We start from the raw sequence: 24319 nt of genomic DNA on the forward strand, positions 1-24319 counted from the left end.
TCGTTGTCTTTCGTTTCGTTGAAGAGCGCGGCGCTCTCGCTATTGCCTGTCGTTCAGGCTGAAGCGTAATTCTTCAGGTCGCCGACGACCCGGTCGATCTCGCGCCAGAAGATCGGTTCGAACTGGCCGCGCAGCATGGCGTCGTCGGACCGGACCCGGAGCCGATCGGCCTGATCGTGCAGGCTTTCGAGCAGATCGACCGAGACCCGCTTCGAGGTCCTGAAGGCGTAGGCGAGCGGAAGGCGCTCCGTCTCCGGCATTGCAGCGAAATCCTCTGCCGGTTCGAACGCGGCCGAGGCGCGTTTGCCGGCGAGCTTTAGAATGTCCTTCATCGCAAATCCTCGCTCATCGAGGTCCTTAAGCTGCGGCAGCTGATCGACGCGAGGAACGGCTCGGAGCCACACGAAGCGGGTCTCATTTGAGTCGTCACTCGCAGTCGTTCCTCTTGTCGTATTCTGCATCGGCGACGGTTCGCTCGCCGCGGCGGATTTCGGGTTAGAGAGCGCGGGCTCCTTCGGTGCATCCACTGCCCGATTCGCTCTCGTTGCGTCCGCCGAGCCGTCGTCCGATGCCGGGCGTGCTAACAATCGTTCGGAAGGCTGATCAACCCCTTCCGCGTGCTTTTTCGAACCGTCACCGGCGTGCGACCGAGGCACGTGGGTCGGGACCGGTTCGTAGCCGCCGCCGAAGCTGACGCCCTCCGGTTTCAGAGCGCCAAGCCGCGGTCGCTTTCGGCGTCCCGATTGCTGTTTCTCGTCCGAGCGGACACCGGTCTTTGCGTGAACCCTCTTCTCCGGCTCGGCTGTCATCAGGCGGCCTCCAGCTGTTTCAGGATCGTCTGCGCCTCGTGAAGAGCGTCGCGGTAAAGACGGGCATGGGGCCGCATCAGCGGATTTGGGCTTGTCTCACGTGTTTTAGCGAGGTCATGCAGTAGGCCTTCGCGATCGACATCCCAGTGTTGCGAACGCTCGAGGAACATCTCATCGAGGATCGGGAAGCGCTCATAGGCTTGCCGCGCGGCGAGAACCTGCGACTTCTTCGGGCGGGATGGCATACGGGTCAGGACGACGGAAAAGGTCGGCAGACCGTCCGGATCTTCGGTCCGCTTCCGAGCCTCGCAGTAGTAGTTGAAGGTGTCGGCGGTGATGTCGAGATCGGTCTCGGTCGGCACCATCGGGCAGACGATATGATCGCTCTGTTCGACGACATAGTCGGCCCAGGGACCGGCCTCGCCCTTCGTGTCGATGAAGACGGTATCGACCGTTCCGTCGTCATGGGCCGCGTCGAGAATGCCGTCGAGGTCCTCGACAGCCGAGATCGGCTGAATCGTCAGATCATCCCGATCGATTTTGAGGCGTTTTGCCCAGCGGACGAGCGACAGTTGTGGGTCGGCGTCGAGAACGAGGCATCTCTGATTGTTCGACAGGGCGGCGCTCGTCAGGGCTCGGATCAGGCTCGTCTTTCCGCAGCCGCCCTTCCTCGCCAGAGCGGTTATCACCTTCATGGCGATCTCCTTCACGGGTCATGCACTTCGACTGAACGAGCGCAGTCGCGGGTTGCGATGCGCTCGCACGTGGGGTGCCAGTTCGTAAGGGGGTCATGCAACCGGGTCGGCTGAATCGGCCGAGCAGGTATCACCATTCGGCAACAGGCAGGTGGTATGCGGCACTCTCCTGAACGCATTCGCCATCCGTCACCGGTCAGATGCCTTGCGGCAGGCGGCAATGGCCTTTCGGCGTTCCGCAGCCGACACCCTCCATATTCCCGTTATCAATCGTCAGTCGACGTCTTGCAGTTTCCAGACGCCATTTGCCTTTCCTCCCTCGGCACTCGGCACTCGGCATTGGACATTGATCAGTCGTCATGAGGCACGCGCCGTTCGTCACCCTGCAGGCCACATTGTCCTTTCGCCATTCGGGAGCGTCCACACGCCTTTCGGCATTTGCCTCTTTCCACCAGCCACCTCGCACCTGCCATTCGCCTTTCGCGCTTTGGCATCCGCCTTTCGGCATTCGGCAGTTCTCAGTTTTGCGGGATCGCGGTCACGGAGGCCGGCGGAACGGCCGTTCGGAAGCCATCGCGGGTTGCTCTGGCTGAGGTCATTCGTTTGGTTGCGGGGAGTGGATGAGATGATAGCAAGAAATAGGGGTGTTTACTTCACAAGGTGGCCCATCATCCGAAACTCACCCGCAACCAGCGCCTGGCGATCGCCAAGGCGTTCAGGCAAGGGACCAGCGCGCAGGCGCTCTCAGAACGTTACCGCGTCACCAAGCGGACGATCTATTACGCCGCGAAGGGCGAGGAGGACGCGAAGATCGCCTCCGGCGCGCGCACGCAGATCGTCAACGTTCGCATGACGAAGAATGAAGTCGACGCCTTCGACCGGGTGCTCGAGCGCCACCGGATTGAGCGGCGAGGGGAGGGGCTACGCTCACTGATCCATGCGGCGAATGGTCTATTCGTCACCGATCAGGACCTGAAGGATCGGCTTCACGGCATGCGGGTGGCGCTGAACCGGGTCGGCAATAATGTCAGCCAGATTGCAAAACGGATGCACGAGGCGAACCTGCGCGCCCAGCAACCGGCCTTCGCGGATGGCGATCTTGCCGAAATCCGCGAGCTCGCTGGCATGGTCACGGACTATGGCGATCAGCTTGCTCGCATGATCGAGCGCCAGCAATCGCATGTTGAATTGCGATTAAACGCGGCGTTGACGGCATTGCGGGACGGCGATGGTGACGGTCTTGACCAGGGTAGCGATGGCAAGGCCGTCGCCAAAGGGGTCTCGCAATGAGCGGGACGATGTCCGCCAGGCCTTCAGGGCGTCCTGCCTCATCCCCGTCGTCAGCGTCAGCTGTCGCGGCGGTCACCGGCACGCTGTTCGAAGAGGGCTGGGGGCGGACGCGCGGAGCAGGCCATCACGCTCGCCGTCAGCAGCAGATGACGCGCGCAGCCAGCGGCCATTTTCCTGCAATCTTCAAGCCGGTTAGGAACAGCGGCTGCCGCACGCGGTCCGCGCTCGTCGCACAGCTGACATACCTCACGACCAAGTCGACGCACATTGTCGACAGCCGCAGCGTCTACGACGGTAAGTCCGAGCTGAACGCCGATCAGATCGCGAAAGTCGCGGATCGGTTCTCCGGCGCATGGAACGAGCGCTTCAGCCCGAAGCTTGGCCATACGACGCACATGATCATGGCGTTTCCGATCGGCACGAAGGGCGAGGACGTCCGCACGATCGCCAGCCGGATGGGGGAGCGCTTCTTCGGTCAGGAAGGCCGTCAGTTCGATTACCTGATCGCGGTCCACGAGGACCGTGCCCATCCGCACGCGCACATCATCCTGAACCGGCGATCGCCGGACGGCGAGTTCTTCTATCTGAAGCGCGACCATCACTTCAATTACGACGCCTTCCGCGAGGCAATGGTCGAGGAGGCCGAAAAGGTCAGCGTGCGCCTGGAAGCGACGCGCCGCATCGATCGCGGCGTTCACAGCTACAAGCCAACGGTCCGCGAGGTCTACCAGGCGAAGGACGAGGGCAGGGTGCCGGTCGAGCGTCAGCGGACCGGAGGCGACGCCGAGCGGGCGCGGCACGAGATCGGTCTCGTCGCACGGCTCTACCGCTCGCTCTCGAACGAAGCGACACACGAGAACCGAACCCGAGTTGCTGAAGCGCTTGGCCGAGCGGCCGAGCTTCTGTCACGCGGGCAACCTCTCCAACCGGACGGAGCAATCACAATGTCCGAAACCCATTCTCTCGAAGAGCTTTCGAGCCGGTTCGCCGATCAGGCGACCTGCGCCGAGACAATGGCGGAAGCCATGGAGCCGGCAAAACGGGCAGCGTTCGAACGCGAGCTCACCGACATCTATGCCGGCATCGCGCATATGCAGCCGATCGGGCCGCAGTCGCATAGGCTGAACGAGATCCCGTCCGACGCGGGCGTCTATTCCGACACCAATATCGAACGCGACGTTCTCGTAAGGCTGTCGGAGGCGGATGTTCGGGCGCAGGTCGAGACCGCGCTCGAGGGCACCGGCATCGATGCGGATCGGGTCATCGCGCGGATCGAGACAGGGGCGAACAGCGCGGCGCTGGAACGTCAGTGGCTCGCCGACGATCTTTGGGCGATCGCGCAGACCGATCGGCTCGATCTCGAACGCGACGATCACCGGGACATCGCGACCGAGCGGTTGAACGACATGCATGTCGCGCTCGGCGATGCGTTGCATCGCGCTGGCGTCCTGCGCAACGACGGGGCGACCGAGGCAGCCGCCGTCACCGACGCGAACCTCGTCGCCAGCGAGCGCGCATCAACGAGCGAAGAAGCGCGAACCTACGCCGACGAGACCGATGCGGTCCTCCGAGACACGCTCTCAGCGATGCGGGCAAACAGCGCGATGAATCCATTCGAAAACGAGGCCGACGGCGCCCGCTTCCGGGAAGCGGTCGAAGAACATCTCGATGAGACCGCAATCGAAACTGTGAAGCAGGGCGACGAGAGCGCCTTGGCCGATCTTGCTGATGACCGCCTGGACCGGCTCTACCTCGCCAAAGCCTATCTGCAATCCGATGCCGCGACCGCGACCGGCGGCGCGGCGCAGGATGTCATGCGCGAGATCGCGGAGACCGAAGTCAACCGGGCTCGCGAGCGCCATGGCGAAAGCCATAACGAGCCGGGAACACGGCATGGGTAAGGGCTCTGTCTTCGCCGCGGTTCTTTCGCTTGGGCTGATCGGCGCGGCGATCGGCGTGGTTCTGGCAACGATCTATCTGACGCTCACCGAGCCTGCTCTTCCCGTCGATGCCGATCCGACGTTCATCCTGCGCAACTATGCCTCGCTCCAAACTGCTCGGCCCGACGCCTTCATCGTCGCGAACCTGATCGTCGGGGTCTCGGCGGTCGCTGGCATCATGGTGAGTGCGCTCCTTGCCGGCGACGCCCTCACGAAATACGGGCGGACCCATTGGCAGACCCGACGTGAAATGAAGCGGAGCGGCTTCTTCGGTCCTCTCGGAACCGGCTTCGTTCTCGGCAAGACGAATTCGCGCTTTGGCCAGTCGCAGCTGATCACATCGACCCGCTTTCCGCACGCACTTCTCGTCGCGCCGACGGGCCGCGGCAAGACGGTCGGCTTCGTCATCCCGAACCTTCTCACCTTCAAGGGCAGCGCAGTCGTCCTTGACGTGAAGGGCGAGAATTTCGAAGCTACGGCCCGCCATCGAAAGGCGCAAGGCGATGAAGTCTTCCGCTTTGCGCCGACTGATTGGCGCTCCGGTCGCACCCATCGCTACAACCCGCTGAAGCGGATTTCCGAGATGGAGAACCCGCATCGCCAGCAGATGGAGCTGCAACTTCTCGCAACGCTCTTCCTCCAGGCCGACAGCGATCATGTCCGCGGGCTCCTGAAAGGCGGCATCGACATCTTCGTCGCCGCCGGCCTCCTCGCCTTCGAGCGCGGCGTCCCGACCCTCGGCGAGATCTACAAGATCGCAGTCTCCGGCGGCGACAAGCAGAAGGAGTACAATCTCCGGGCTCAGGAGGTGAAGAACCATGCCGCCAAGCAGATTTTCGTCCGCATGGCCTCCACAAACAACGACACGCTGACCTCGTACATCTCGCTTCTGATGACGTCGGGGCTTGATCAGTGGAGCAATCCGGCGATCGACGCCGCGACCGCCGTCTCCGACTTCGACTTCAGGGCGATCCGAAAGAGACCCTTCTCGGTCTACCTCGTCGTCGAGCCGCTGATGGTGAAGCCGCTCGCCTCGCTCATCCGGCTGTTCTTCTCCGATCTCATCGCCGCGCTCCAAGAGAACGAGCCGGGAAAGGACGAACCCTGGCCGGTGATGATCATGCTCGACGAGTTCAACCGGCTCGGGAAGATGCCGATCGTGACGGACTCGATCGAGACGCTTCGCTCCTACCGCGGCCATCTGGCGATCGTCACCCAGAGCATTCCGGCGCTCGACGAGATCTATGGCGAAAACACCCGTCGCGCGCTCCAGAGCAATGCGGGGGTGAAGCTCTACCTGACGCCGTCGGACGAGAAGACGATCGAGGAACTGACGAAGGCGGTCGGCACGACGACCAAGCGCGTCGTCACGAAGTCGCGCTCGATCGGCGCCAATCCGTTCAAGGGGCGAAGCGCGTCCGAACGCACCGAGGAGACCGCGCTCCTCACCGAGGACGATGCCAGGCGCATGCCGCTCGACGACATTGTCCTCGTCATCGACGCTCAGATGCCCATCCGGGCGAAGCGGGTGGAATATTTCAAGGACAGGCCGTTCAGGCAGATCCATGCCGCGCAAAGCGGCGAGTATCCGTTGTCGGAGGAGAATGCAGAGCCGCTTATCGAACACGAAGCGCAAAGTGAGAGCCGCGAAGACGGCGCCCTAATAGAAGCAGACAGCGGCGATGACGCGCCAACTCGTCTGATCCGACCGAAATCGCGATATCGAGCGAAAGGGCGGGCGCCTGAAACACAGCTATCAGCAAGGGCTTCCCTAGGAGGTGGCGGTTCGAGAGATTCCGCGATTGCCGATGCTTCCGACGACGTTCCACGTGTGCTTCGTGTTCCGAAGAGAAAGCGAGTTGGAATAATCGGCGACTCTCATGTGATCGAGGCCGGAAGCAGTCCACGACAGCTCGTTCGGACGCTCGTCGCGGAAAACGAGGACGATCGCGTTTCGCTCGAGCTGGCAACCAGCAGCCTGCAGGATCTTATGAACCGCGCGGATGCCGAAGTGTGATCGAGGCCCGTACAGAGACGGCAGCTCCGCGCCCATCTTGGACGTGCAGATTGTCATTACGCAGTCGCAAGAGCAGACATTTACGGAAGAAACGATTGATGACAGCAATCTTTTGTTCTTGCTCGATCACCTAATGGCGTTCACCCTCTCTAAGGGTTTCGTGACGAACTCAGGCCGCTCTCTGGACGCTGGATCAAAGCTATGTTTTTCGTGAGAACCTGACGAGGATGGGACCAACACGGGTGCGTGACAAAAGGACGAACAACGAACGCGAGATCCGAACTGCGCTACGGGACCGCCACTTGCGTCATCATCGCGGCCGCGATGACGTTCTGGTAATAAACGAGTTGGGTTTAGCTCATGCTCGCAGTCGGATTGACCTTGCCGTCTTTAACGGACATCTGCACGGCTACGAAATCAAGAGCGCTGGCGACACGCTCGATCGCCTCCCGCGACAGCTTGCGACTTACGTGAATGCACTTCAAAAGCTCACGCTAGTTGTTGCCACTCGTCATCTCGACGCCGCAGCCGCGATCGCTCCGAATTGGTGTGGCCTGACAGAGATCGTTGAGGGTCCACGAGGCGGAATGACGTTCTACAGCCGTCGACGTGCGCGGTTGAATCCAAACCTTGATGCGTTCATGCTGGCGCACCTGCTTTGGCACCCTGAAGCTCAGGACTTGTTGCGTGCTAGGGGCGCCTCGAACGCCGAAGTGAACGCACCTCGGAAGGAACTGTACCGCGTGATCGCGGACGAAGTACCGGTTCAAGAATTGGCATCGGCGATCAGAGCCGCTATGGCGTCGCGAACAGGGTGGAGAGGTCATCCGCCACGGTCGTGATGTGATGGTTGATCGCGACATCCTTCCAGCGCGAGAGATTGCTTGGGCTCTCTGCCTTTACCGCACAATCAGCGATGTACTTGTCGCCGTAGGAGAAGCCCGCCCCGCGAAAGACAAAGGCTGGATCTTTGACCACCTCGGCGCAGTGGTCGTGCATTTGGGCAGGGTTATCCCGGAACGCGCCGCCCTTCCGTGTCGCCCAAGTCTCGGGCGTCGTGTAAACGATCTTACCCGCCGCCTTTACCTTACGCATGTCCATCGCTGTAAACTCGGGGTGCACGATCGTGTGGTCTCCGTAGATTGGCCGCCGCATCGAAGCCGGCATTGCGACAATCAGCTCTTTGAAGAACAACCAGTCGTGCCGCGGGATTTCGTCCGACCCCCTAGCGAGATGGGCGAAAGAATCTGGGATCGCCGTTCCCAAAAGGACAAGGTTGCGGACCTCAAAGAGGTTACCCAAACGCTTCAGAGCGACCGTCAGGGCCGTCGCAAACACCTTGTAGGGCTCAAAATTGCGCGCGCGCAGGTCGACAATCACGTCCAACTCGTCGAGGCCAATGGCAAGTCCAGCTGCGAAACTCACGATCGCCTTACGTGGGTTGCTGCTCATAAGGTCTTCGAGGCGGAGAAGGACGGCCGCGCCCTGACTATCCGCGGCTACAGCGCGTGCCGCTGCGTTCATGGTGTCAGAATCGACTTCTAGTGGTAGCGCAGGGATCGCGATGGCGCCCTTCGGGCGAAGCCCGTCTATCACGTAGTCGAGCGGGTGCGAGCCATCGTCCATCCGACCCTTTGCGATCTTCGCGTCCAGGGCGATCCAAGCCGGTCGCTTGCCCCACTTCGTGTCGAACCTTGCGATGAAGGGATGGACGTGCTCGTGGACGGACTTCTTGGGTTGCCAAAGCTCAAAGTCGAACTCGACGGGCGGGATAGTGATAAGGGGCATCACGCGGTCCTTCACTGCGGACGACAGGCGGAAAAGAGCTTGGTATTCCCCCTGTCGCCATCTCAACGCGGGCACGTAGGTATCTTCAGACAAGTTCATCGCCGTCATCCTCGAATTGCGACGCGACCTGACCCTGCCCGATCAGCCCGTTGAGAATGGTGTAGTCGCCTCGCTCCTTGCGGATGCGCCCGGCGATAATGCTGGCGTCGATCCCAAGGTTCTTGGCGTCTATCCGCACCGCCTCTTCGGACAGCGCGAAGCGCGATAAGCACTCGTCCCACTTCGCTTCGGGTATGAGACTATCAAGCGCGAACTCATCGGCTTCTCGCTCGACTTTATCGTTGCCCGACGTCTCCTCCTCGTCGAAGAAGTCATAGCGTAGCCCGTCCATGAGGTGCAGGAACACATGCCCCAGCTCGTGTAAGAGCACGAACCAGAAGTTATCAAGGCGATCGAAGCGCAGCGTGAGGCCAATGACGGGCCGGCTGTTCCGATCAAGCATGGCTCCTCCGTCGAGGTATGTACCCGACAGGTGCTTCTCCGTGACTAGGATAATGCCCTTGGATAGAAGCAACGCCTGCGCGCGTTTGGGACCGTCCCTGCGGCGCGTGAGTGCTATCAGATCGGCGACCCAGCGATCATCGGCGACGAAATTCGGTGGATTGTGCGTTTCTACGATGGCTCTGGCACGTTCCAGGATACGCGCTTGCCATGCGAGCAGCGCGTACTCGTTCGGCATCGAACTTCCGTGCATCTTCTTGCGATGGTAGGCGCTCGCGAACTGTGCGCCGGCGGCTTGCATGAAATACTTACGGGCGAGCTGATGCACGTCGCCCTTGCGTGGCACGTCGAACCAACCGCGCCTGGCCATCTCCCGAGCGGGAAGTTGCTTCCATACGACGTCATCGACGTCCGACCATGAAAAGACTGCTCCTTTGGACATATCGTCACGCTCGAACAGTCCGGTAGCATGCACATTCAAGGCTTCGCATACGTCGATCAGCCGGCTGAAGCTTGCGCCTGAGTACTCTGACGCCTCATAACGTTGGATTTGCTGGGCCTTCATGCCGAGTCGCTCGGCAAGATCAGTCTGGCTCATCCCGGCTGCGATCCGAGCCTGAACGAGTACGGATGGCAAATTCTCCAGCGAGTGGGATTTGGCGAACGTGATCTCACCCGACTTGAGAAGATCGTAGTGAGAAAGTTCGGCCTCAAGTGTCGCAATTTGGCTTCTGATAGCATCAGTCTGGGCATGGCGCAGCCAGCGTTGATCCGCGGCCGTGTCTTCGGCTTCAGATTCAGCGGCTGCGAGCGCATCGCGGAGCCTAACTAATTGGGCTTCTGATATGGTGTACTGCTTGTCGCTGTAAATCATGACGTCACCGTGGGTTGTAGCATCGGGTCGGCCGTGAGGTCGATCGCGACAATGCCTTTCGCAGCACCGGTGAAGCGATCGACCTGGAAGAACTCGACGAAGATGGTTCCGGCTCGATCCGCCGGGATCGTGGAGGGGAACAGTTCTCCGTGGTACTTGGCCTTCTGCGCCGCTCTGTTGTTCTCGAAAGTAAGCAGCACCGGATCGAGGAAAGCTCGATCGACACCCGTAGGATCCCAACACGCGTCGAAGTCGCCGGGCCTAGGCTTGGCCGTTACGAAGCTCCCATCTAGGAAGGCTCGCTGGCACCCAGCACCACGTAGATTATACAACGCGGCGACGAGCCCTCTGAATTGCACCCTACGCTTGGGATTCGAAGCGAAGCGCGCCTGAACGTCCGCAAGGGACGCGCTGTGAATGCCGGCAGGTAGAACTGGCCATGGAGAGCCGGCGAGATCAACGTGATTGGGTATCATGATTACAACAATAATGTTGTATTGCTTTGCTGTCAATGTATATGGCCCTTAATCCGCGTCGATCGGACAGCCGACCTTCCGCTGATGGCTCATTCCTTGCCGTGGCTCAAAGGGCGAAGAGGGGGCGAGGAATGGAACGGCAGCTATCCGCCGACGAAGGCTGAGAGCCGCCCTTCCGCTTTCGGCCCCTCCTCCCAAAATTCGCCGGTCTACATCGCGCCCATCGTTAAAGGAGCTTCGCTACTTTCCGGCCGACGCAATTCGGCGCGATCGTTCCACCATCCGCTGAACCTGCGTGCCGGCTCCTACGACGGCGCCCCTAGTGTAGGCGCCGGCAAGCTCGGGCACGGTCCGAGCTCCAAGCTTTTCCCTATTTGAAGAGCCCTTTGTGTTGACCAGACCTGCACCGAAACGCATGGCTCCATCCCCCATCGGGACCATGGCCGGCATGACGACGTTGCCGGAGATGCTTCGGACAATGAAGGGCGTCGACAGGATGAAGCCTTTTGCCATCAGGATCAGCATGAAGAGTGGGAGTACCTGACCAATCGTCGAGGCGTCTTCCGGATTGCCAAGGGAAGCGATGAGGGAATTGCCGACACCGATAATCGTCGCAAACATGCCAGCGACGATCACCGGGTAGAGCGCGAAGGAGATCGTTCCGGACAACCAGCGCAGGAAGTAGTCCTTCGTCACTTCGAAGAGTGTCAGGAAAATCATGATCGGCGCGAGCGAGATCATGAGCGTCACGACGAGCCGGGAGAAGATGAGGATGAAGGCGGCGATGCCGCCGAGGAGGCTGACGAGAAGCACGCCGACAATATCGAGCATCGCGCCGGCGAACCAGTTGGCTTCCTGGCTGGTCGCATCGAGGGCTTCGGTCAGTGTTTCGAGGAGCTCGTCGAACTCTTCGGCGAAGGTGCCAGATGGGCCTGGTTCGCCGCCGCCGACCGAGGCGATAAGCGAGCCGGCGACGGAATCTACGCCGTTCAAGAGCGCTGAGGAGAACGCATCGAACTGCGTCCAGCTCTGCGCGAAGATCGCGATCAGCACCATCTTCACGCAGAGCCAGAATGTCTGCCTTCCATCGAGCGAGCGCCACTGGAAGACGAGGTTGATGGCAACGAAAATCAGGACGATCGTGCAGGCCAACGAGCCGAGTGTTCCAACCGTCGCTGCGAGCGCGCCGAACTGGGTCTCAGCGGCGTCAGCGAGATAGCCGTCTGTCGTTTCGACGAAATAAGTGACGACCGACATCGTAAACTACTCTTATCTCTTGAGTTTCTTCACGGATGGTCGTTCTAGCGAGCCACAGCACACGGTCTTTTGAAGAAGAGCATGAGCAAATGCGTTGAATAGGGCTCTTCGACGGAGACCAGTTCCCATCCATCGGCCCCGAGCGCGTTCAGCGTTTCCGTAACGCGCTTCTCTGACTTCTCAGCCTTCATCGTTTCGACCCGATACTCAAATTTAGGCATGATGGGCCTCATCGTTCGCGTTTGCAGCTGGCAGATAGAATTCGGTGATGCCGCGCGCGCCATCGGAGCGTCCTGTCTGGATGACCACGTCGATCGAGTTTTCGATGTAGCGATGGATGTCGGCATAGGTCATCGGCAGCTCGGCCTTGAGGGCGGCGATGGCGAGGCGCTGGATTGCGAGCTGCGGCGTTTCGGCGTGGAGCGTCGTCATCGAGCCGCCATGGCCGGTGTTGATCGCTTCGAGGAAGGTCAGCGCCTCGCAGCCGCGCACTTCGCCGAGAACGATCCGATCGGGGCGCATCCGCAGGGTCGCCGTCAGGAGGGCATCGGCGGACAGTGCCGGAACCTCTCGGTTTGAGATCAGCGCAACGGCGTTCGGTTGAGCGGGCAGGAGTTCGGCGGCTTCCTCGATGGTGACGATCCGCTCGTCTTCGGGCACCAAGGATAGAATCTTGCGCGCCGCGACCGTCTTGCCGGTCGAGGTGCCGCCGGCGACGATCATGTTGAGCTTGTGTTCGACACAGAAGCGCAGGCACTGCTTGATGTCGCCGCTTTCGACAAGGGCACGTAGCTGACGGGTCCGGGCACGCCGGCGTTCTTCGAGGCTTCGCTCTTCGCCATAGAGAAACGTCAGCTCGACTGCGTCGAGGGCGAGTTTCGGAAAGAAACGAAGCGCGATCGATGCGCCTTCGATGACGACTGGCGGAACCATGACCTGCGCGCGGACGGGGCGGCCGCGATAGGCGATGCTGACGGAGACGATCGGTTTTGCCTTGCTCATGGTGACCTGAGCGGCCGAGGCGATCTGATTGCCGAGGTCTTTCGCCTGGGTTTCGGTCAGGCGTGTCTCGAGCGGACGCATGAAATGGTCACCCTGGAACTCGCCCCAGACACGACCGTCCGGATTGATCGCGAGTTCGATGACGTCGTCCTGGCGCGCCGCTTCGATCCGGTCGATCGAGCTTTCGAGATAGCCCGAAGCCGGCATCAAAAGATTTCCAGGTCGCGGTCGACCATGACGGTGATCGCTGCACCTTGCGGGACCCGGATCGTCGGTTCGATCGAGAGGCTCTCGTCGATGGCGTTACGCGTCGAGCCGCCGAAATCTCCTCCGACGTCTTCGACAGTGTCCGCGACATCCGGGTTCGTCAGGCTTGCTGTCGCAAGCGACGGACCGGCGCTGACGATCGACAGGAGCGCCGCCGATCCGAAGCGCTCGAGGAAGTGCTTGTCGACGTCCCCGGTGACGCCGGCGCGTCCAAGCTGATCGCCGCCATAGGCGCTGATCTGAACGCTCTGGTTCGAGGGCAGGATGATCCGGTCCCAGGCGATGGTGACGCGCTCCTGCGCCAGATCGATATCAGATTGATAGCGCCCGACGAGGCGCGAACCGCGCGGGATCAGAACGCGCGAGCCGTCGAAGGCATGAACGTTCTCCGAGACGATCGCGCGGATATCGCCGGGAAGCGAGCTGTCGAGCGCGGTTTCGAGGGAGGCCTGGATCAGTGTTCCCTGTGGGACGGTGTGCGATGGATTGGCGATCACTTCGGCCTGGGTGACCTTGGCGGTCGCCGCGCCCTTGCGCACGAAGGCGGCATCGCGCGAAAGACCTTGTTCGTCGCCGCCGTTTGCTGATCCCACTGAGACGCCGCCGAAGGCGATCATGTCGCTAGCATCACGCGCATTCTGGAAGGCGGCCGCTTCTTGCCGGCGTCGTTCGAGCTCGGCGAGACGCAGGTCTTCTTCTGACGGACCTGTCTGCGTCGGTCCGGACTGGAGCTGGGCCATTTCGAGTTCGGAGGACAAGCGGCGCAGCTGGCGGTCGCGCTCGTCGAGCCGGCGCTGCAGTTCTTCCTGCGCCTCGGCGCTTTCAGCCCGCAGATTGTCGAGCTGGGCGACGAGATCGGCGATCGCCGCATCCTGCTCGCTGGTGTCCGGTGTAGGCTGCGGCGCATTCCTCAGGCGATCGAGCTCGGACTTAAGGCCGGCGATCTCGGTCATCAGCGCAGGATCGACGGTCGGTATTTTGGTCTCGACGATCTCAGGCTCCGGCGCTGGCTGGAGGACAGGCTCAGGAATATCGAGCGACCCGAAGCCCTTGCCGGCAGGCTGGAACTCCGCGGGCGCGCTGGTCGCCATCGGCTCTTCGGCTTCATCCAGCGTCGAAAAGACTGCGAGACCGCCGACGATGACGAGACTGGCTGTCACGCCGATCGCGGCGATCGGCGACATCCGCGCCTGTCCTGTTCGGCCTGTTTCTCTCCTGCCTGCTTTGAGCGCCTTCAGGCGTTCGTCCAGGCTCTCGGCGGCGTTGGTCTGATCGTCGTTCTCACTCATCCGACCGCTCCTGCCACCAAAGCCTGAGGCAGAGCCTGGATACAGATGACCTGATCGCCGAGACGCAGGACCCAGCGTCCGCTCACGCCGGAGACGCGGACGACGTCCTGCTCGGTCGCCAGCGCGTTGACGGAGCGCTCGCCATTGGCCGAGACGCGAAAGATCGCAGGGATGGGCGCGTTTTTCGCAAACTGGAAGTAGGTGAAGGTCCCGTCGTCCCAGACCGCGTTCGGCGTGATCTCGGACGAGCCGCTGGCGCCGTAGTTATAGTTCGGCGCACGCCGGGCGACGGCGTTCTGCGGTTTGGCGTTCGTGTTCGGATAGGAGAACCGGACGACGTAATGCGGATGCGCTGCTTCCCGCACATTGAAGTAGTAGCTGCGCCGGTTGGTGTAGACGGTGATGTTGGTGGAAACGCCTCGGGCTGCCGGCTTGATAGCGAAGGCGCGCCCGCCTGGAACGCCGTCGAGCTGGAAGCCTTCGGTATCGCCGGCGATGATCGAACGGATGGTCTCGCCCTCGCCGAACTCGACGCTGGTGACGTGGGTCATCGCCACGTTAATGCGGTAGACCTCACCGTCGCGATAGGTCGCCTCACGCACCCGCTCGTCATAGCGGCCGCTGGCCGGACGGGATTCTGCAAAAGCGGGCGGTGCTGCGGCGACCGTCACAGCCGTCAGGACGAGCGGCCCAACGAGCCGGAAGGACAAGGATGGCGACATCACGCGTCTCCTCCATTCTTCGCTTCTGCCGCGTCCGGCTCCATTCGATCGGAGGTCACGCCGTATTCGACGACGGTGAACCCAAACGGGTTCTGCCAGACATCGTCGATGGTCCGGCTCGTCTCGGGCCGAAACTCGAAAAGAAGGTTTGCGGTGAACTGGCCGGTCCGGCTGCCCCTCTGGGACGAAAGGTGCTTGCGGAAACGCACCTGTGCGCGGTTGTTCGTCAGAAGCTGGATCGAGCCGATCTCAACCTCGAGGCGCGCATCCGTTCCGTAACTGGTCGGCGGATAGTCCTCGTGACCGCTGGTCCAGAGCGCGCGAAGCGAGGCGTCGGCGTTGCCGTCCGACATCGACAGGACGCGCCGGATGCGCAGATCGTTGTCGAGCTGGTTGTAGGTCTCGCGCGCCGTCACATAGCGGAAGACCTGCGCCTGGATGACGGCGGGCCGCTCCAAGATCGACACCGCCTCGACGGATGCATTCGGAAGCGCGACGCCGGTCTCGGAATCGAAGGGCACGACGACAGGTGGCGGATCGACGTCGAGTACGGCGATGCTCGCCGCAGCAAGGCAACCGACGACGCCGAAGGCAAGGCCGGTGAAGGCGAGGGTCTGCCAAAGCCGCTCACGCCGCCGCGCGCCATAGACCAGCTCTTCTTCGAGAGTTTCGTTCATTCCATCTGTTCCGTCGTCTTTGCGGCTGTTCTCGCGTGCGTAAGAAAGGGCCCGCTTGCGGTCGCAATCGCCTTCGTCGCCGCTGCACGCTCGGCAGCCTGCGCTCGCCTGATTTCCTAAGTTCTGTCAGTCGAGGTCCGGCAAGGTAAAATCCATAAAGCGCTGTTCTTCGGCGATGGTCGCAGCGTCGACGACGCCACTCTGGCCGGCGCCGACCGTCTGGATCGCTTCGAGCTCCCACATGCGGGTGAGCGCGATTGCGAGTTCTGCCGTCACGCGCGTGTTGTGGTCGACGCTCTGTTTCAGGGTCTCCTGATCCGCGATCATCGAGACGAGTTCGTCGACGCGTTCGAGGGATTTTCCGGCATCGGCGTGGCTGTTCTCGGCCGCCGCCGACATGACTGCGCCAGTCGTTGCGCGGGTCGCCGTATTGCGGGCGGTGACTTCGCCACTTGTCGCCATCTCGCGGATCGTGTCCTCGTCGAAGCCGGCATCGTTGAGGACGGTCTCCATCTGGGTCTTCAGCCGTGGGGCCGCGCTTCCGATGAGACCGGAATAGTCGCCCTTCGCGATATCGCCCGCGAGCTCGACCATGTCGCCGAACTCGGCATCGAGCAGGCCGTTCAGATCGCGGTCCATCGCCATCTGGACGATATCGCTCGCGCCGCTGAGCGCGGCATAGGTTTCCTCGAGCTGATCGATCTGATCCTGAAGGAGGTCGATCTGTTCGACGAGCCGGTCGAGCTGATCGGTCTGGATGCCGAAGTCTTCCAGCATTTGCTGGAACTGGCGGATCTCTTGGGCGATGTTCTGGGTGTCGACCACCGGAACACCTTGCGCGGCAGTCGGAGAGACGGACGCGATTGGCAAGACGAGCACCGCGCCGGCGAACGCGGCTGCGGTGAATATCGAATGCGCCGAGGACGATCGCCGCTCACCCCGGAAGCGCAGAACCGAGCGATCACCGCGGGCTGTCGACGCGAGCGTTCCGTTCTTGGCAAAGACCTGCATCAATTGATCTCCTGAAGCTCGAAACTCATGAAGGCGCGCTCGCGGGCCATCCGGCTCGCCATCGCGATCTCATCTGCCGACAGCGGCTTGGTCCGCGCGGCCTTGAGACGGGTCCGAAGCGCGACCAGGCGGGCGAGTTCGGTCCGGGCATAGGTGTTGAGATCGTAGGACTCTTTGAGCGTTTCGGTTTCGCCGACCTGGGTGATGATCGATCGAATGCGTTCGACCGCGCCCTCGATCGTCGTCCGGCTCTCCGCGCCGTAGAAGCGCGCGCCGTCGGCCGATAAGCTGAGGTTCGAATTGGCGAGCAGCGATGGCTCGATGGTACCGAGGGCGTCGATGCCGCCGACCTTCGCGAGATACTGGTTGTAACGGCGCGGGATGACCTCGACGTAGTGCCGGGTCTCCGCAAACGGCGGGACGCCGCCATAGGCCTGAACATTACCCGGACCGGCATTGTAGGCGGCGAGGCCGTGGACGATGTTGCCGTCGAACATCGCCAGCATCTGCGCCAGATACCGGGCGCCGCCGGTCACCTGCAGATAAGGGCTGTCATAGTACTGCGGGTTGATGCCGAGATCGCTCGCCGTCGCCGGCATGATCTGAGTGAGACCGAAGGCCCCGACCGGCGATTTCGCGCCGATCGAGAAGCGGCTTTCCTGCCAGATCAGCGCCTGCATCAGGCATCGCCATTGGACAAGCGACAGGCCCGCCTTACCGACACCGGCGAGACCATGGGTTTCCTTCGCTGCCTTGATGATCAGCTCTTCGACATTGCCGTTCGCGTCACCGAATAGGCGCGCTGCGCCGGGGTTCGGGTCGTTCGCGCCGTAGAGTTCGTCCGCGTCGGCGCCACGGCCACCGCCATCGTAGTCTCCGGCCTCCCCACCCGCTTCGAGATCGTCGATCATCGCGGCGATGTCGCTGCCGCCAGTGACCGTCGTCGAATGAACGAAGTTGAGAGCGTCAAGCTGCTCGGCTTCCAGGGCGTTGAGCCGATCCGCCTTCGACAGTTGCGCGCGTTGGCGAGCGAGATCGGCCTCGCCCTGTTCGAGCGCCGCCTCTCGCTTGGCGAAGACGCCCGGATCGAACACCGGAACGCCCTGAGCGAAGGCCGGTAGGGCGTGAACGGTCAGCACCGCCGCGAAGCCGACTTTAAGAGCGAGCGCTCTCGAGGATGAGAGAAAGCGCTCAGCCATCGAACTGATCCCAACGCGTGGGGCCGAGCGGTTCGAACTGGCAGGGACCCTCGTCCTCGGAGGCGTAGCTGAAGCAGTTCGCCTTCGGTGGGGTCGAACCGCAACCGGCAAGACCCATCGCGACCACGGAGAGCAATGTGAATTTAGCGAGCTTCATCAGGGTGATTGTCACGGAAGCCTCCAGAAGTCGGGACGACTGCGATAGTCGGCGCCGGCGAGCTCCTCGCCCTTTTCCATGCCGCCGAGAATGGTGAGGAGGGGACCGAGGGCACTGAGGTCCGCATCGACGACGACGGAGCCTTGGTCGTCTCGGACGAGAGCGAGCCGCGAATGGCTTCCCGAATTAAGAAGAACGTCAAGCTCCTTCTCCGGAAGCCCGAGCATGGCGTAATCGTCGGCTTTCGCGCGGATGTTCGGCAGGAGGATCTGCGTCGGGACGGCCTCGACGATCGTCTTGCCCGTGCGCGTGCGTTCGAGCTGGCTGGCATACTGGGTCATCATGACGACGACGGCGTTCTGTTTGCGCGCCGTCACCAGCCAGTTGCTCAGGCGTTCGGCGAAGTAGCCATTGTCGAGCGCCTTCCACGCCTCGTCGATGACGATGATCGTCCGCCGCCGGTCTTCGATGACGCGCTCGACGCGCCGGAAGAGATAGGAAAGGACCGCCATCCGCTCCTTCTCGCTCTCGCTGTCGAGAATGTCGGTGAGATCGAAGCCGACAGTATCGCCTCCGAGCGAGAAGGTGTCCTCAAAGCTCTGGCCGAAGATCCAGCCGTAGCGGCCATCGCGCGTCCATTCGCGCAGGCGCTCGTGGATATCGCCTTCGTCGTCGGCCGAGACGAAGAGCGAAGCGAGATCGTCCCAGTTCCGCAAACTCTCGTCCGCCTCGGCGTTCTGCCGGACGACCTCCTGAATGCGATTGATCTGGACCGGCGAGAGCGGGGTGTCGGACCGGTGGACGAGAGCGGCCAGCCAGTCGGCGAGCCAGGCCTGACCACGGGCGTCGACTTCGGTTCTGAGCGGATTGAGACCAGTCGGCTCGGACGCGTTGATCGCGGCGTATCGGCCGCCATTCGCCCGGACAGCCATTTCCATGCCGCGGCGATAATCGAAGACGAAGAGCCGGGCGCCCAAGCGCTTCGCTTGGGTCATCAGGAACGCTGCAAGCACAGACTTGCCGGACCCAGGACGTCCGAGGATCAGCGTATGGCCGCCGGTTGGCTCGGCGTCGGGCGTGCCCCGTTCGTGGAAGTTGAACCGGAAGCCGCCGCGGCCGACCGTCGGAAGCAACGTCACCGGCGCGCCCCACGGCGTATCCGCGCCGGGTTTCCCCATCTGCGTCCGGTGGAAGGCCGCGAAATCGGCGAAGTTTCGGTTGGTAATAGCGGCCTTCCGGCTGCGCTTGGCGGCGTTGCCCGGATGCTGGGCGAAGAAGTGGGTCTTGGCCGCAAGGCTCTCGTTAATCAGCGTCAGCCCTTGCGTCGATCCGATGTTGCGGATTTCCGCGCCGATCGCCTCGAGCTCGGCCTCACTCTTGGCGAAGACCGTCGCCGTCATGTGATGCTCGCCGAAGCTGAGACGTCCGGTTTCAAGGTCGTCGAGGGCGGCGGGCATTTCTTCGAGTAGCGATATCGCGCCGTCATCGGCCGCCCGCCGCATGCGCATCTCGCGCGTGATCCGTCCGGCCATGAGGTTCGAATTGATGCCGGTGAAGGAATGGGTGACGACCATGTCGATGGGCAGATCGAGCTCGTCGAACATCGTCGCGGTCGAGGCCTGCGGATAGCTCTTGATGGCGTAGGAGGCGCCGACGCGGTTGCCGACAACGCCTTCGGAAAGTGCGAAAGTCGGCCCGCGGAACGTGACGCGCGTGGTCGCGACGTCTTGGGCGACATACCCATAGGACGATCCGCGATAGAGCGGCGTCTCGCGCCCGGTGTTGAGCGCGCCGAGAAAGCCGAGCAGTTCGCCGCTAGACGCGGACAAGCGCCGAGGCTCCATTGCAGCGAAAGTCGAGAGGATGAAGTCGACGACCTCGTTCAGCCGGCGCAGCGATTTCTGCGTCTCGCCACGCAGCCGGTTCACCGACTTCGATCGCCGGAAGGGCAGCCTAGAGCCAAGTGTCGGGCGTTTGATGACGGTGAGCGTCAGCGTCTTCTCGCGGAGGCGTGATCCGTCGAGATGCGCGCGCCACAGATCGTCGACTGCGGATGCGAAACTCTCGCAATCAATCGGCGGGAGGCCGTGATCGACCCGCTTCGAGACCTTATGGAGATAGAACGCGAAGTCCGAACCACTCTGCGCCACGATCTTTGCAAACAGGTCTCGTGTCTTGTCGAGGACGGCGTCGTCCGTCGTATGGCTGTCGATGCCCGACAGCCGGATCGACTGGAAGAGCTCGTTGCCCCGCGTTCGGATCGTGACATCGTCGACCAGAGAAACGTAAGGAAGGAGTAAGGCGAGTTCCGTCTCCTTCGCGGCCCAGCTCGGCAGAAGCCCGTGCGGCAGCGAAGCGTCATGGAGCATAGCTGTCGCCTCCATGGTGCGCGCGGTTCGGCGTCGGCCGCGTCTCCTGCAGGCTGACGGCGACCACGTCGAGGAAATGCGGGTCCCAGTCCGCCGCTTTCCAGATTGCCGGATAGGCGAGAGCGGAGAGGACGAGCACGATCCAGCTCTGGATCCAGAGGAACAGGAGGACGGACGCGAACAGCCAGACCATGGCGTACATCATCGGAAGGCCGAGGAGTTTGGCGGGCCGCACGAGGCCGAGATAGACGGGCGATTGTTCTGCCATGATGCCGAATGCCGCCGCTTACGTCGTCGACCAGATCGAGCCGACAATGGTCGGCGCCGCGGCAACGCCCGCGATTCCGACGATCGTCCACATCGCCTGGCGGAAATCGACGATGCCGAAGAGCCAGGAGAGAAAGACACCGATCAGCGCCAGCGTGCCTATGGCGATCCCGAGCGGTCCGGTGATGATGTCGATCAGGCCCTGCAGCAGTGCCTGGACCGGCGAGAGATCGAGCGCCTGGGCGAGCGCCGGCTCACTTGCCATGAGAGCGAATATCAAGACGGGCAAAAGCGTGTTGAGGCGAGATGTCATCGTGTTTCTCCAGCTAAACGTTCGGCGACCGCCATGACGCGGACGACGTGGTTTCGGGTTTCTTCGAAGGGAGGAATGCCGCCATGGCGCGCGACCGCCTCGGGCCCGGCGTTGTACGCAGCGACCGCCAGCTCCTCGTCGCCGAAGCGGTTCAGCATGGCGAGCAGGTAACGAGCCGAGCCATCGAGGTTCTGGACGACATCAGCGGGATCGACACCGAGATCGGCGGCAGTTTCTGGCATCAGTTGGCCAAGACCGAGCGCTCCGACGGAACTGGTGGCCGTTGGATCGTAAGCGCTCTCGATCTCGATGTTGGCGCGGAAGACCCTTCGCCAGTCGGAGACCGTCAGGCCAGCGCTGCGCAGTGCCGGATGCGAGCCGTAGCGGATCGCGGTGTCGTCGATCGCCGCGAGAATGGCGGCAGGCGGCGTCGGTGCGGCAGCAATCGCGGAACGCGGAGACATGGAAGCTCGATCGCCTGAAGACGGGTTCACTGAGGCTTCGTTGGCCCCGCCATCGGCACCGTCGTCTTCATCACTCTCACCGAAGATGAAGAGACCCGACCGGTCCTCACGACTGGCGTCGCCGTAGGTCTTCGAGAACGCGGCCTGATGGGTCTGCGCGCGAAGTGCACCGTCCCCGCGCATGGAAAACACCATGCCTTCGGCAGAAGCGGCGTTCGGAAATAGGAGAAAGCTGGCGAGAAGAACTGCGCCAACAAAAGCGTCAGTCCGCGCTGTCGTCGGAAGCGGGCGGAACTTTGCGCTGAAGCGCCCGCGTCCCGGCGTTGAACGGAATATCGCAAAAGCGGTGGCCTGCATCGTAGAGGAGGCTGCAGAGCCCGAGCATCGTTTTGAACAAGCGCGGCTGAAGCTTCGGGCCGATCGCGTTCTTCCCCCGCTCGGTGACGAGGATGAACTCTTCGCCGGTCTCGTCGGAGATGACGCGCACGAACCAGACGCCGCACCAGGTGTGGTTCTTGCGGACGGCGCTTTCTTCGCAGACGACCTCGGCACGATATCCGCGCCTGATGAGAGATCGGAAGGCATCTTCGACGACGACATTGGGGGCTCGCTCGAACATCACGACCTGGCGCTCTCCTCTTCGGTTCGTTGGGCCGAACGGGACGCGCCTAGACAAGACGCAGCCCCGCTACAAAATACATATCATGTCGGCAAGGGCTGGTCCGAGCCTGCCCTGCCGCCGACAGCGCCAACCTAGCCCGTCACCCCGCGTTACGTGAACCGTCCGAGCGCCTGAATTTGAAGGGATCGCGATCCATGCCGTTGCGCGCGTGCAACGCTCTTACTTTTACGATTGTCTTCGCCGCTTACGGCTTGAGCGCTGCGATGGCGACTGTGTGCGTTCCGCCTGAAAAGCCGTTCGTGCCCGCGGAACCGCAGGTCATCGAGCGATATGAAGACCTGCTGCGAGACGACTTCGAGAGGTATTTGACCGAGATTGCGGTCTATATCGCTTGTCTCGACGAAGAACGCCGCCGCGGTTTCGAGGAGTCAAAAGGCGTCACGAGAGACTATCGGCGGTTCCTCGATCTCGTCGAATGAAGAGACGTGTCTTGAAGGCGAACAGATGAGATCGACCAGGCGTCACAGCATAGCATCACTCGATGCCGCGACTGATTCATCGCGGCAGAGCGGATTGAGCAGCAACAAAAACTGTATATTGTAATTGCTTTCACACCGTTTGGGAGAGACCATGATGTCCGCGATCAAGACGGCCTCCGCCATCTCACTTGCAGCTGCAATGACGCTTGGCGCGACGGCGACCGAAAGCAAAGCCTATCCGATCGACTGCGCGATCCTGCTCTGCCTCTCCGGTGGATGGCCGGCCTCGGCCGAATGCAGCGCCGCAAAAGCCGAGGTCATCCGCAGGATCACGCCGACGCCGATCGAGCCGCCGCTTCAGATCTGGCGCTGTCCAGTGGGTACAGGACTGTCGGGCCTGCCTTCGTCAGGTGGTGGCGGAGGTCGAGTGAATTTCGGAGCACCCGCCTTCGACGCCATCCGGTCGATCCGCGTCAGCGACATCCAGAGGCTTGTCCAGTACGAAACCGACATGCTGGACCCGAACGGCGAGCCGATTTGCCGGCGCTTCTCTTCCATCCGAACCGCGTTCTACGATGCCGAAGGCGACTACCGCTGGGTTCCGACCGGCGCATCCAGCCTGCCTACCTCCTATCCCGCCGCTCGCCTCTTCGGCGACGAGGACTGCCCGAGCGTCTACGAGCGCGCCGTCGTCATCGAGTGGCGGGACATCGAAGGTCGGCGTGATTTCGAGGCGATCGATTATTGAATGTGAAAAGCAGAAACGAGGTGATCTACGAAGGCGGCCTGTCTAACCCTGCTGCGGTTTTCATAAAGATATAGAAATGCTACTTTAAGAGATATCGATCGGGGCGCGTACTCTGGGATGTCGATCGGTGAAGGCCGTTCAGGTTCGCCTGGCCGGCTACCTTGGTTCGACGAAACGAAGGAGCGTTCAGAGGTGGCCTCGGATTTTTGAACAGCGGGATAAGTGGATTGTCTGCTTGAAGGCGGCCAGGATGGCCGCGATGAGGAGAGACGATGACGAAGAGACCCCGCCGCAATCACAGCCCGGCGTTTAAAGCGAAGGTGGCGCTTGCCGCCGTACGAGGCGAGAAGACGCTGGCCGAACTTTCCCAGCAGTACGACGTCCACCAGAACCAGATCGGCCAGTGGCGCGCCCAACTGCTCGAGAAGGCCGCCGATGTTTTCAGTTCGACCTCCTCGTCGAGTGCCCCGCCGACGGTCGACGTGAAGACGCTTCACGCCAAGATCGGGGAGCTGACGCTGACCAACGATTTTTTAGAGCATGCGCTCGTCAAGGGCGGACGGTTGTCGAGCGCAAAGCGATGATCGAGCGGTCTCACGCCCTTCCACTCGCGGCGCAGGCCCGGGAACTCGGCATCAGCCGCGGCGCGATCTACTACGAGCCAACGCCGGCGAGCGAAGCCGATCTGACGCTCATGAGACGGATTGACGAGTTGCATCTGGACTTCCCGTTCGCGGGAAGCCGGATGATGCAAGGGCTCTTGAAAGGGGAAGGCTTCGCCGTCGGTCGCCGGCATGTCGCAACGCTGATGAAGCGGATGGGCATCGAGGCGGTGATCGCGCGGCCAACAGCGCCATCCACATTATCGCGATCGGACGATTGCGACTGGACCCGCGCACCCAGGCCTACGTTGCCAAACGCATCGCTGCCGGCAACTCGAAGCTGGAAGCCATTCGCAGCCTCAAGCGCTATATCGCCCGAGAAGTCTTCGGCATCATCATGCGGCGCCAGAAGCAGATCAATCAGTCCCAGATCGCCGCTTGACTCTTAGAAGGGCGTCCAGGGCAGCCAGTTCACCAGCGCCGA

The 24319-nt window shown here is 62.1% G+C and carries 27 protein-coding genes and 2 pseudogenes; 10 read left to right on the top strand and 19 right to left on the bottom strand.

Translation table 11 applies throughout. The features are described from left to right. Positions 1-53 precede the first annotated feature (53 nt). Both U0C82_RS17340 and U0C82_RS17345 read right to left on the bottom strand, forming a co-directional pair. Positions 54-809, bottom strand: a complete 756-nt coding sequence (locus tag U0C82_RS17340) for a hypothetical protein (RefSeq protein WP_322188921.1) — start codon at positions 807-809, stop codon at positions 54-56. Next, positions 809-1504, bottom strand: a complete 696-nt coding sequence (locus U0C82_RS17345) for a nucleotide-binding protein (protein ID WP_322188923.1) — start codon at positions 1502-1504, stop codon at positions 809-811. The genes U0C82_RS17340 and U0C82_RS17345 overlap by 1 nt, the downstream gene beginning before the upstream one ends. Positions 1505-2164: 660 nt before the next feature. Here U0C82_RS17345 and U0C82_RS17350 point away from each other — a divergent pair. The 4 genes from U0C82_RS17350 to U0C82_RS17365 all read left to right on the top strand — a co-directional run bounded on the left by U0C82_RS17350 (position 2165) and on the right by U0C82_RS17365 (position 7593). Further along, entirely contained in the window at positions 2165-2794 is a 630-nt protein-coding gene (locus U0C82_RS17350; RefSeq protein WP_322188924.1) for a hypothetical protein, read from the top strand. 146 nt (positions 2795-2940) lie between these two features. Next, a complete protein-coding gene (locus U0C82_RS17355) occupies positions 2941-4695 on the top strand; it encodes a relaxase/mobilization nuclease domain-containing protein (protein WP_322188925.1) in 1755 nt (584 codons plus the stop codon). After that, positions 4688-6751 (top strand): type IV secretory system conjugative DNA transfer family protein, encoded by a 2064-nt coding sequence (locus U0C82_RS17360; RefSeq protein WP_322188927.1) that lies wholly within the window; start codon positions 4688-4690, stop codon positions 6749-6751. The genes U0C82_RS17355 and U0C82_RS17360 overlap by 8 nt, the downstream gene beginning before the upstream one ends. Positions 6752-6978: 227 nt before the next feature. Next, positions 6979-7593, top strand: a complete 615-nt coding sequence (locus U0C82_RS17365) for a sce7726 family protein (RefSeq protein ID WP_322188929.1) — start codon at positions 6979-6981, stop codon at positions 7591-7593. Here U0C82_RS17365 and U0C82_RS17370 read toward each other — a convergent pair. The 10 genes from U0C82_RS17370 to U0C82_RS17410 form a co-directional block, all read right to left on the bottom strand. Continuing rightward, positions 7547-8638 (bottom strand): beta family protein, encoded by a 1092-nt coding sequence (locus U0C82_RS17370; protein WP_322188930.1) that lies wholly within the window; start codon positions 8636-8638, stop codon positions 7547-7549. The two genes, U0C82_RS17365 and U0C82_RS17370, sit on opposite strands and share 47 nt — an antisense overlap. Continuing rightward, positions 8625-9914 (bottom strand): helix-turn-helix domain-containing protein, encoded by a 1290-nt coding sequence (locus U0C82_RS17375; protein ID WP_322188932.1) that lies wholly within the window; start codon positions 9912-9914, stop codon positions 8625-8627. The genes U0C82_RS17370 and U0C82_RS17375 overlap by 14 nt, the downstream gene beginning before the upstream one ends. After that, entirely contained in the window at positions 9911-10426 is a 516-nt protein-coding gene (locus U0C82_RS17380; RefSeq protein ID WP_322188934.1) for a DUF6932 family protein, read from the bottom strand. Before U0C82_RS17380 ends, U0C82_RS17375 begins: the two co-directional genes overlap by 4 nt. Before the next feature lie 204 nt (positions 10427-10630). Then, entirely contained in the window at positions 10631-11647 is a 1017-nt protein-coding gene (locus U0C82_RS17385; protein WP_322188936.1) for a TrbL/VirB6 family protein, read from the bottom strand. A gap of 44 nt (positions 11648-11691) precedes the next feature. Beyond that, positions 11692-11931, bottom strand: coding sequence for a DUF4177 domain-containing protein (locus tag U0C82_RS19060; RefSeq protein ID WP_472924705.1), 240 nt, complete (start codon positions 11929-11931; stop codon positions 11692-11694). Continuing rightward, positions 11861-12856 carry an ATPase, T2SS/T4P/T4SS family gene (locus U0C82_RS17390; protein ID WP_322188938.1) on the bottom strand — a complete coding sequence of 332 codons (996 nt, stop codon included), beginning with the start codon at positions 12854-12856 and terminating at the stop codon, positions 11861-11863. Before U0C82_RS17390 ends, U0C82_RS19060 begins: the two co-directional genes overlap by 71 nt. Further along, positions 12856-14205, bottom strand: coding sequence for a TraB/TrbI/VirB10 family type IV secretion system protein (locus U0C82_RS17395; protein ID WP_322188940.1), 1350 nt, complete (start codon positions 14203-14205; stop codon positions 12856-12858). Before U0C82_RS17395 ends, U0C82_RS17390 begins: the two co-directional genes overlap by 1 nt. Then, complete coding sequence (locus U0C82_RS17400) at positions 14202-14927, bottom strand: TrbG/VirB9 family P-type conjugative transfer protein (RefSeq protein ID WP_322188942.1); 726 nt, start codon at positions 14925-14927, stop codon at positions 14202-14204. Before U0C82_RS17400 ends, U0C82_RS17395 begins: the two co-directional genes overlap by 4 nt. Next, the gene (locus tag U0C82_RS17405; RefSeq protein ID WP_322188944.1) at positions 14927-15604 is read right to left on the bottom strand and encodes a VirB8 family type IV secretion system protein; all 678 of its coding nucleotides are present in this window, start codon (positions 15602-15604) and stop codon (positions 14927-14929) included. The genes U0C82_RS17400 and U0C82_RS17405 overlap by 1 nt, the downstream gene beginning before the upstream one ends. Positions 15605-15730: 126 nt before the next feature. Then, positions 15731-16429, bottom strand: coding sequence for a type IV secretion system protein (locus U0C82_RS17410; RefSeq protein WP_322188946.1), 699 nt, complete (start codon positions 16427-16429; stop codon positions 15731-15733). Here U0C82_RS17410 and rhlB point away from each other — a divergent pair. Then, complete coding sequence (gene rhlB, locus U0C82_RS18975) at positions 16410-16622, top strand: ATP-dependent RNA helicase RhlB (protein ID WP_416186711.1); 213 nt, start codon at positions 16410-16412, stop codon at positions 16620-16622. The two genes, U0C82_RS17410 and rhlB, sit on opposite strands and share 20 nt — an antisense overlap. On the opposite strand, the gene U0C82_RS17415 is transcribed toward rhlB, so the two are convergent. The 7 genes from U0C82_RS17415 to U0C82_RS17445 form a co-directional block, all read right to left on the bottom strand. Next, positions 16615-17814, bottom strand: a complete 1200-nt coding sequence (locus U0C82_RS17415) for a lytic transglycosylase domain-containing protein (protein ID WP_322188948.1) — start codon at positions 17812-17814, stop codon at positions 16615-16617. The two genes, rhlB and U0C82_RS17415, sit on opposite strands and share 8 nt — an antisense overlap. Then, the gene (locus U0C82_RS17420) at positions 17807-17986 is read right to left on the bottom strand and encodes a hypothetical protein (RefSeq protein ID WP_322188950.1); all 180 of its coding nucleotides are present in this window, start codon (positions 17984-17986) and stop codon (positions 17807-17809) included. The genes U0C82_RS17415 and U0C82_RS17420 overlap by 8 nt, the downstream gene beginning before the upstream one ends. Continuing rightward, positions 17983-20340 carry a VirB4 family type IV secretion/conjugal transfer ATPase gene (locus U0C82_RS17425; RefSeq protein WP_322188952.1) on the bottom strand — a complete coding sequence of 786 codons (2358 nt, stop codon included), beginning with the start codon at positions 20338-20340 and terminating at the stop codon, positions 17983-17985. Before U0C82_RS17425 ends, U0C82_RS17420 begins: the two co-directional genes overlap by 4 nt. Next, positions 20330-20608, bottom strand: a complete 279-nt coding sequence (locus U0C82_RS17430) for a VirB3 family type IV secretion system protein (RefSeq protein ID WP_322188954.1) — start codon at positions 20606-20608, stop codon at positions 20330-20332. Before U0C82_RS17430 ends, U0C82_RS17425 begins: the two co-directional genes overlap by 11 nt. A gap of 18 nt (positions 20609-20626) precedes the next feature. Then, positions 20627-20920: a TrbC/VirB2 family protein gene (locus U0C82_RS17435; protein ID WP_322188956.1), complete on the bottom strand. Its 294-nt coding sequence runs from the start codon at positions 20918-20920 to the stop codon at positions 20627-20629. Further along, entirely contained in the window at positions 20917-21579 is a 663-nt protein-coding gene (locus U0C82_RS17440; protein ID WP_322188958.1) for a lytic transglycosylase domain-containing protein, read from the bottom strand. The genes U0C82_RS17435 and U0C82_RS17440 overlap by 4 nt, the downstream gene beginning before the upstream one ends. Positions 21580-21646: 67 nt before the next feature. Then, on the bottom strand, positions 21647-22003 hold the full coding sequence (locus U0C82_RS17445; RefSeq protein ID WP_322188959.1) for a hypothetical protein: 357 nt from the start codon (positions 22001-22003) through the stop codon (positions 21647-21649). Positions 22004-22200: 197 nt separating this feature from the next. Between U0C82_RS17445 and U0C82_RS17450 the strand changes: the two genes are divergently transcribed. The 5 genes and pseudogenes from U0C82_RS17450 to U0C82_RS17465 all read left to right on the top strand — a co-directional run. After that, the gene (locus U0C82_RS17450; RefSeq protein ID WP_322188961.1) at positions 22201-22485 is read left to right on the top strand and encodes a hypothetical protein; all 285 of its coding nucleotides are present in this window, start codon (positions 22201-22203) and stop codon (positions 22483-22485) included. 154 nt (positions 22486-22639) lie between these two features. After that, entirely contained in the window at positions 22640-23233 is a 594-nt protein-coding gene (locus U0C82_RS17455; RefSeq protein ID WP_322188963.1) for a hypothetical protein, read from the top strand. 272 nt (positions 23234-23505) lie between these two features. After that, on the top strand, positions 23506-23817 hold the full coding sequence (locus tag U0C82_RS18980; RefSeq protein WP_416186712.1) for a transposase: 312 nt from the start codon (positions 23506-23508) through the stop codon (positions 23815-23817). A gap of 110 nt (positions 23818-23927) precedes the next feature. Next, positions 23928-24020 (top strand): annotated as a pseudogene (locus tag U0C82_RS18985) (hypothetical protein); the annotation flags it as partial. Between the two features lie 35 nt (positions 24021-24055). Then, positions 24056-24277 (top strand): annotated as a pseudogene (locus U0C82_RS17465) (IS110 family transposase); the annotation flags it as partial. Positions 24278-24319: the final 42 nt, after the last annotated feature.

This window comes from Fulvimarina uroteuthidis (assembly GCF_034321785.1).
GTDB lineage: Bacteria > Pseudomonadota > Alphaproteobacteria > Rhizobiales > Rhizobiaceae > Fulvimarina > Fulvimarina uroteuthidis.

What these genes read in the sequence shown, in the direction of transcription:
- U0C82_RS17340 (WP_322188921.1), bottom strand. Translation starts at nt 809, where the DNA reads ATGACAGCCGAGCCGGAGAAGAGGGTTCACGCAAAGACCGGTGTCCGC.
- U0C82_RS17345 (WP_322188923.1), bottom strand. Translation starts at nt 1,504, where the DNA reads ATGAAGGTGATAACCGCTCTGGCGAGGAAGGGCGGCTGCGGAAAGACG.
- U0C82_RS17355 (WP_322188925.1), top strand. Translation starts at nt 2,941, where the DNA reads ATGACGCGCGCAGCCAGCGGCCATTTTCCTGCAATCTTCAAGCCGGTT.
- U0C82_RS17360 (WP_322188927.1), top strand. Translation starts at nt 4,688, where the DNA reads ATGGGTAAGGGCTCTGTCTTCGCCGCGGTTCTTTCGCTTGGGCTGATC.
- U0C82_RS17365 (WP_322188929.1), top strand. Translation starts at nt 6,979, where the DNA reads ATGGGACCAACACGGGTGCGTGACAAAAGGACGAACAACGAACGCGAG.
- U0C82_RS17370 (WP_322188930.1), bottom strand. Translation starts at nt 8,638, where the DNA reads ATGAACTTGTCTGAAGATACCTACGTGCCCGCGTTGAGATGGCGACAG.
- U0C82_RS17375 (WP_322188932.1), bottom strand. Translation starts at nt 9,914, where the DNA reads ATGATTTACAGCGACAAGCAGTACACCATATCAGAAGCCCAATTAGTT.
- U0C82_RS17385 (WP_322188936.1), bottom strand. Translation starts at nt 11,647, where the DNA reads ATGTCGGTCGTCACTTATTTCGTCGAAACGACAGACGGCTATCTCGCT.
- U0C82_RS19060 (WP_472924705.1), bottom strand. Translation starts at nt 11,931, where the DNA reads ATGGCGCGCGCGGCATCACCGAATTCTATCTGCCAGCTGCAAACGCGA.
- U0C82_RS17390 (WP_322188938.1), bottom strand. Translation starts at nt 12,856, where the DNA reads ATGCCGGCTTCGGGCTATCTCGAAAGCTCGATCGACCGGATCGAAGCG.
- U0C82_RS17395 (WP_322188940.1), bottom strand. Translation starts at nt 14,205, where the DNA reads ATGAGTGAGAACGACGATCAGACCAACGCCGCCGAGAGCCTGGACGAA.
- U0C82_RS17400 (WP_322188942.1), bottom strand. Translation starts at nt 14,927, where the DNA reads ATGTCGCCATCCTTGTCCTTCCGGCTCGTTGGGCCGCTCGTCCTGACG.
- U0C82_RS17405 (WP_322188944.1), bottom strand. Translation starts at nt 15,604, where the DNA reads ATGAACGAAACTCTCGAAGAAGAGCTGGTCTATGGCGCGCGGCGGCGT.
- rhlB (WP_416186711.1), top strand. Translation starts at nt 16,410, where the DNA reads ATGTTCTGGGTGTCGACCACCGGAACACCTTGCGCGGCAGTCGGAGAG.
- U0C82_RS17415 (WP_322188948.1), bottom strand. Translation starts at nt 17,814, where the DNA reads ATGGCTGAGCGCTTTCTCTCATCCTCGAGAGCGCTCGCTCTTAAAGTC.
- U0C82_RS17425 (WP_322188952.1), bottom strand. Translation starts at nt 20,340, where the DNA reads ATGCTCCATGACGCTTCGCTGCCGCACGGGCTTCTGCCGAGCTGGGCC.
- U0C82_RS17430 (WP_322188954.1), bottom strand. Translation starts at nt 20,608, where the DNA reads ATGGCAGAACAATCGCCCGTCTATCTCGGCCTCGTGCGGCCCGCCAAA.
- U0C82_RS17435 (WP_322188956.1), bottom strand. Translation starts at nt 20,920, where the DNA reads ATGACATCTCGCCTCAACACGCTTTTGCCCGTCTTGATATTCGCTCTC.
- U0C82_RS17440 (WP_322188958.1), bottom strand. Translation starts at nt 21,579, where the DNA reads ATGGTGTTTTCCATGCGCGGGGACGGTGCACTTCGCGCGCAGACCCAT.
- U0C82_RS17445 (WP_322188959.1), bottom strand. Translation starts at nt 22,003, where the DNA reads ATGTTCGAGCGAGCCCCCAATGTCGTCGTCGAAGATGCCTTCCGATCT.
- U0C82_RS17450 (WP_322188961.1), top strand. Translation starts at nt 22,201, where the DNA reads ATGCCGTTGCGCGCGTGCAACGCTCTTACTTTTACGATTGTCTTCGCC.
- U0C82_RS17455 (WP_322188963.1), top strand. Translation starts at nt 22,640, where the DNA reads ATGTCCGCGATCAAGACGGCCTCCGCCATCTCACTTGCAGCTGCAATG.
- U0C82_RS18980 (WP_416186712.1), top strand. Translation starts at nt 23,506, where the DNA reads ATGACGAAGAGACCCCGCCGCAATCACAGCCCGGCGTTTAAAGCGAAG.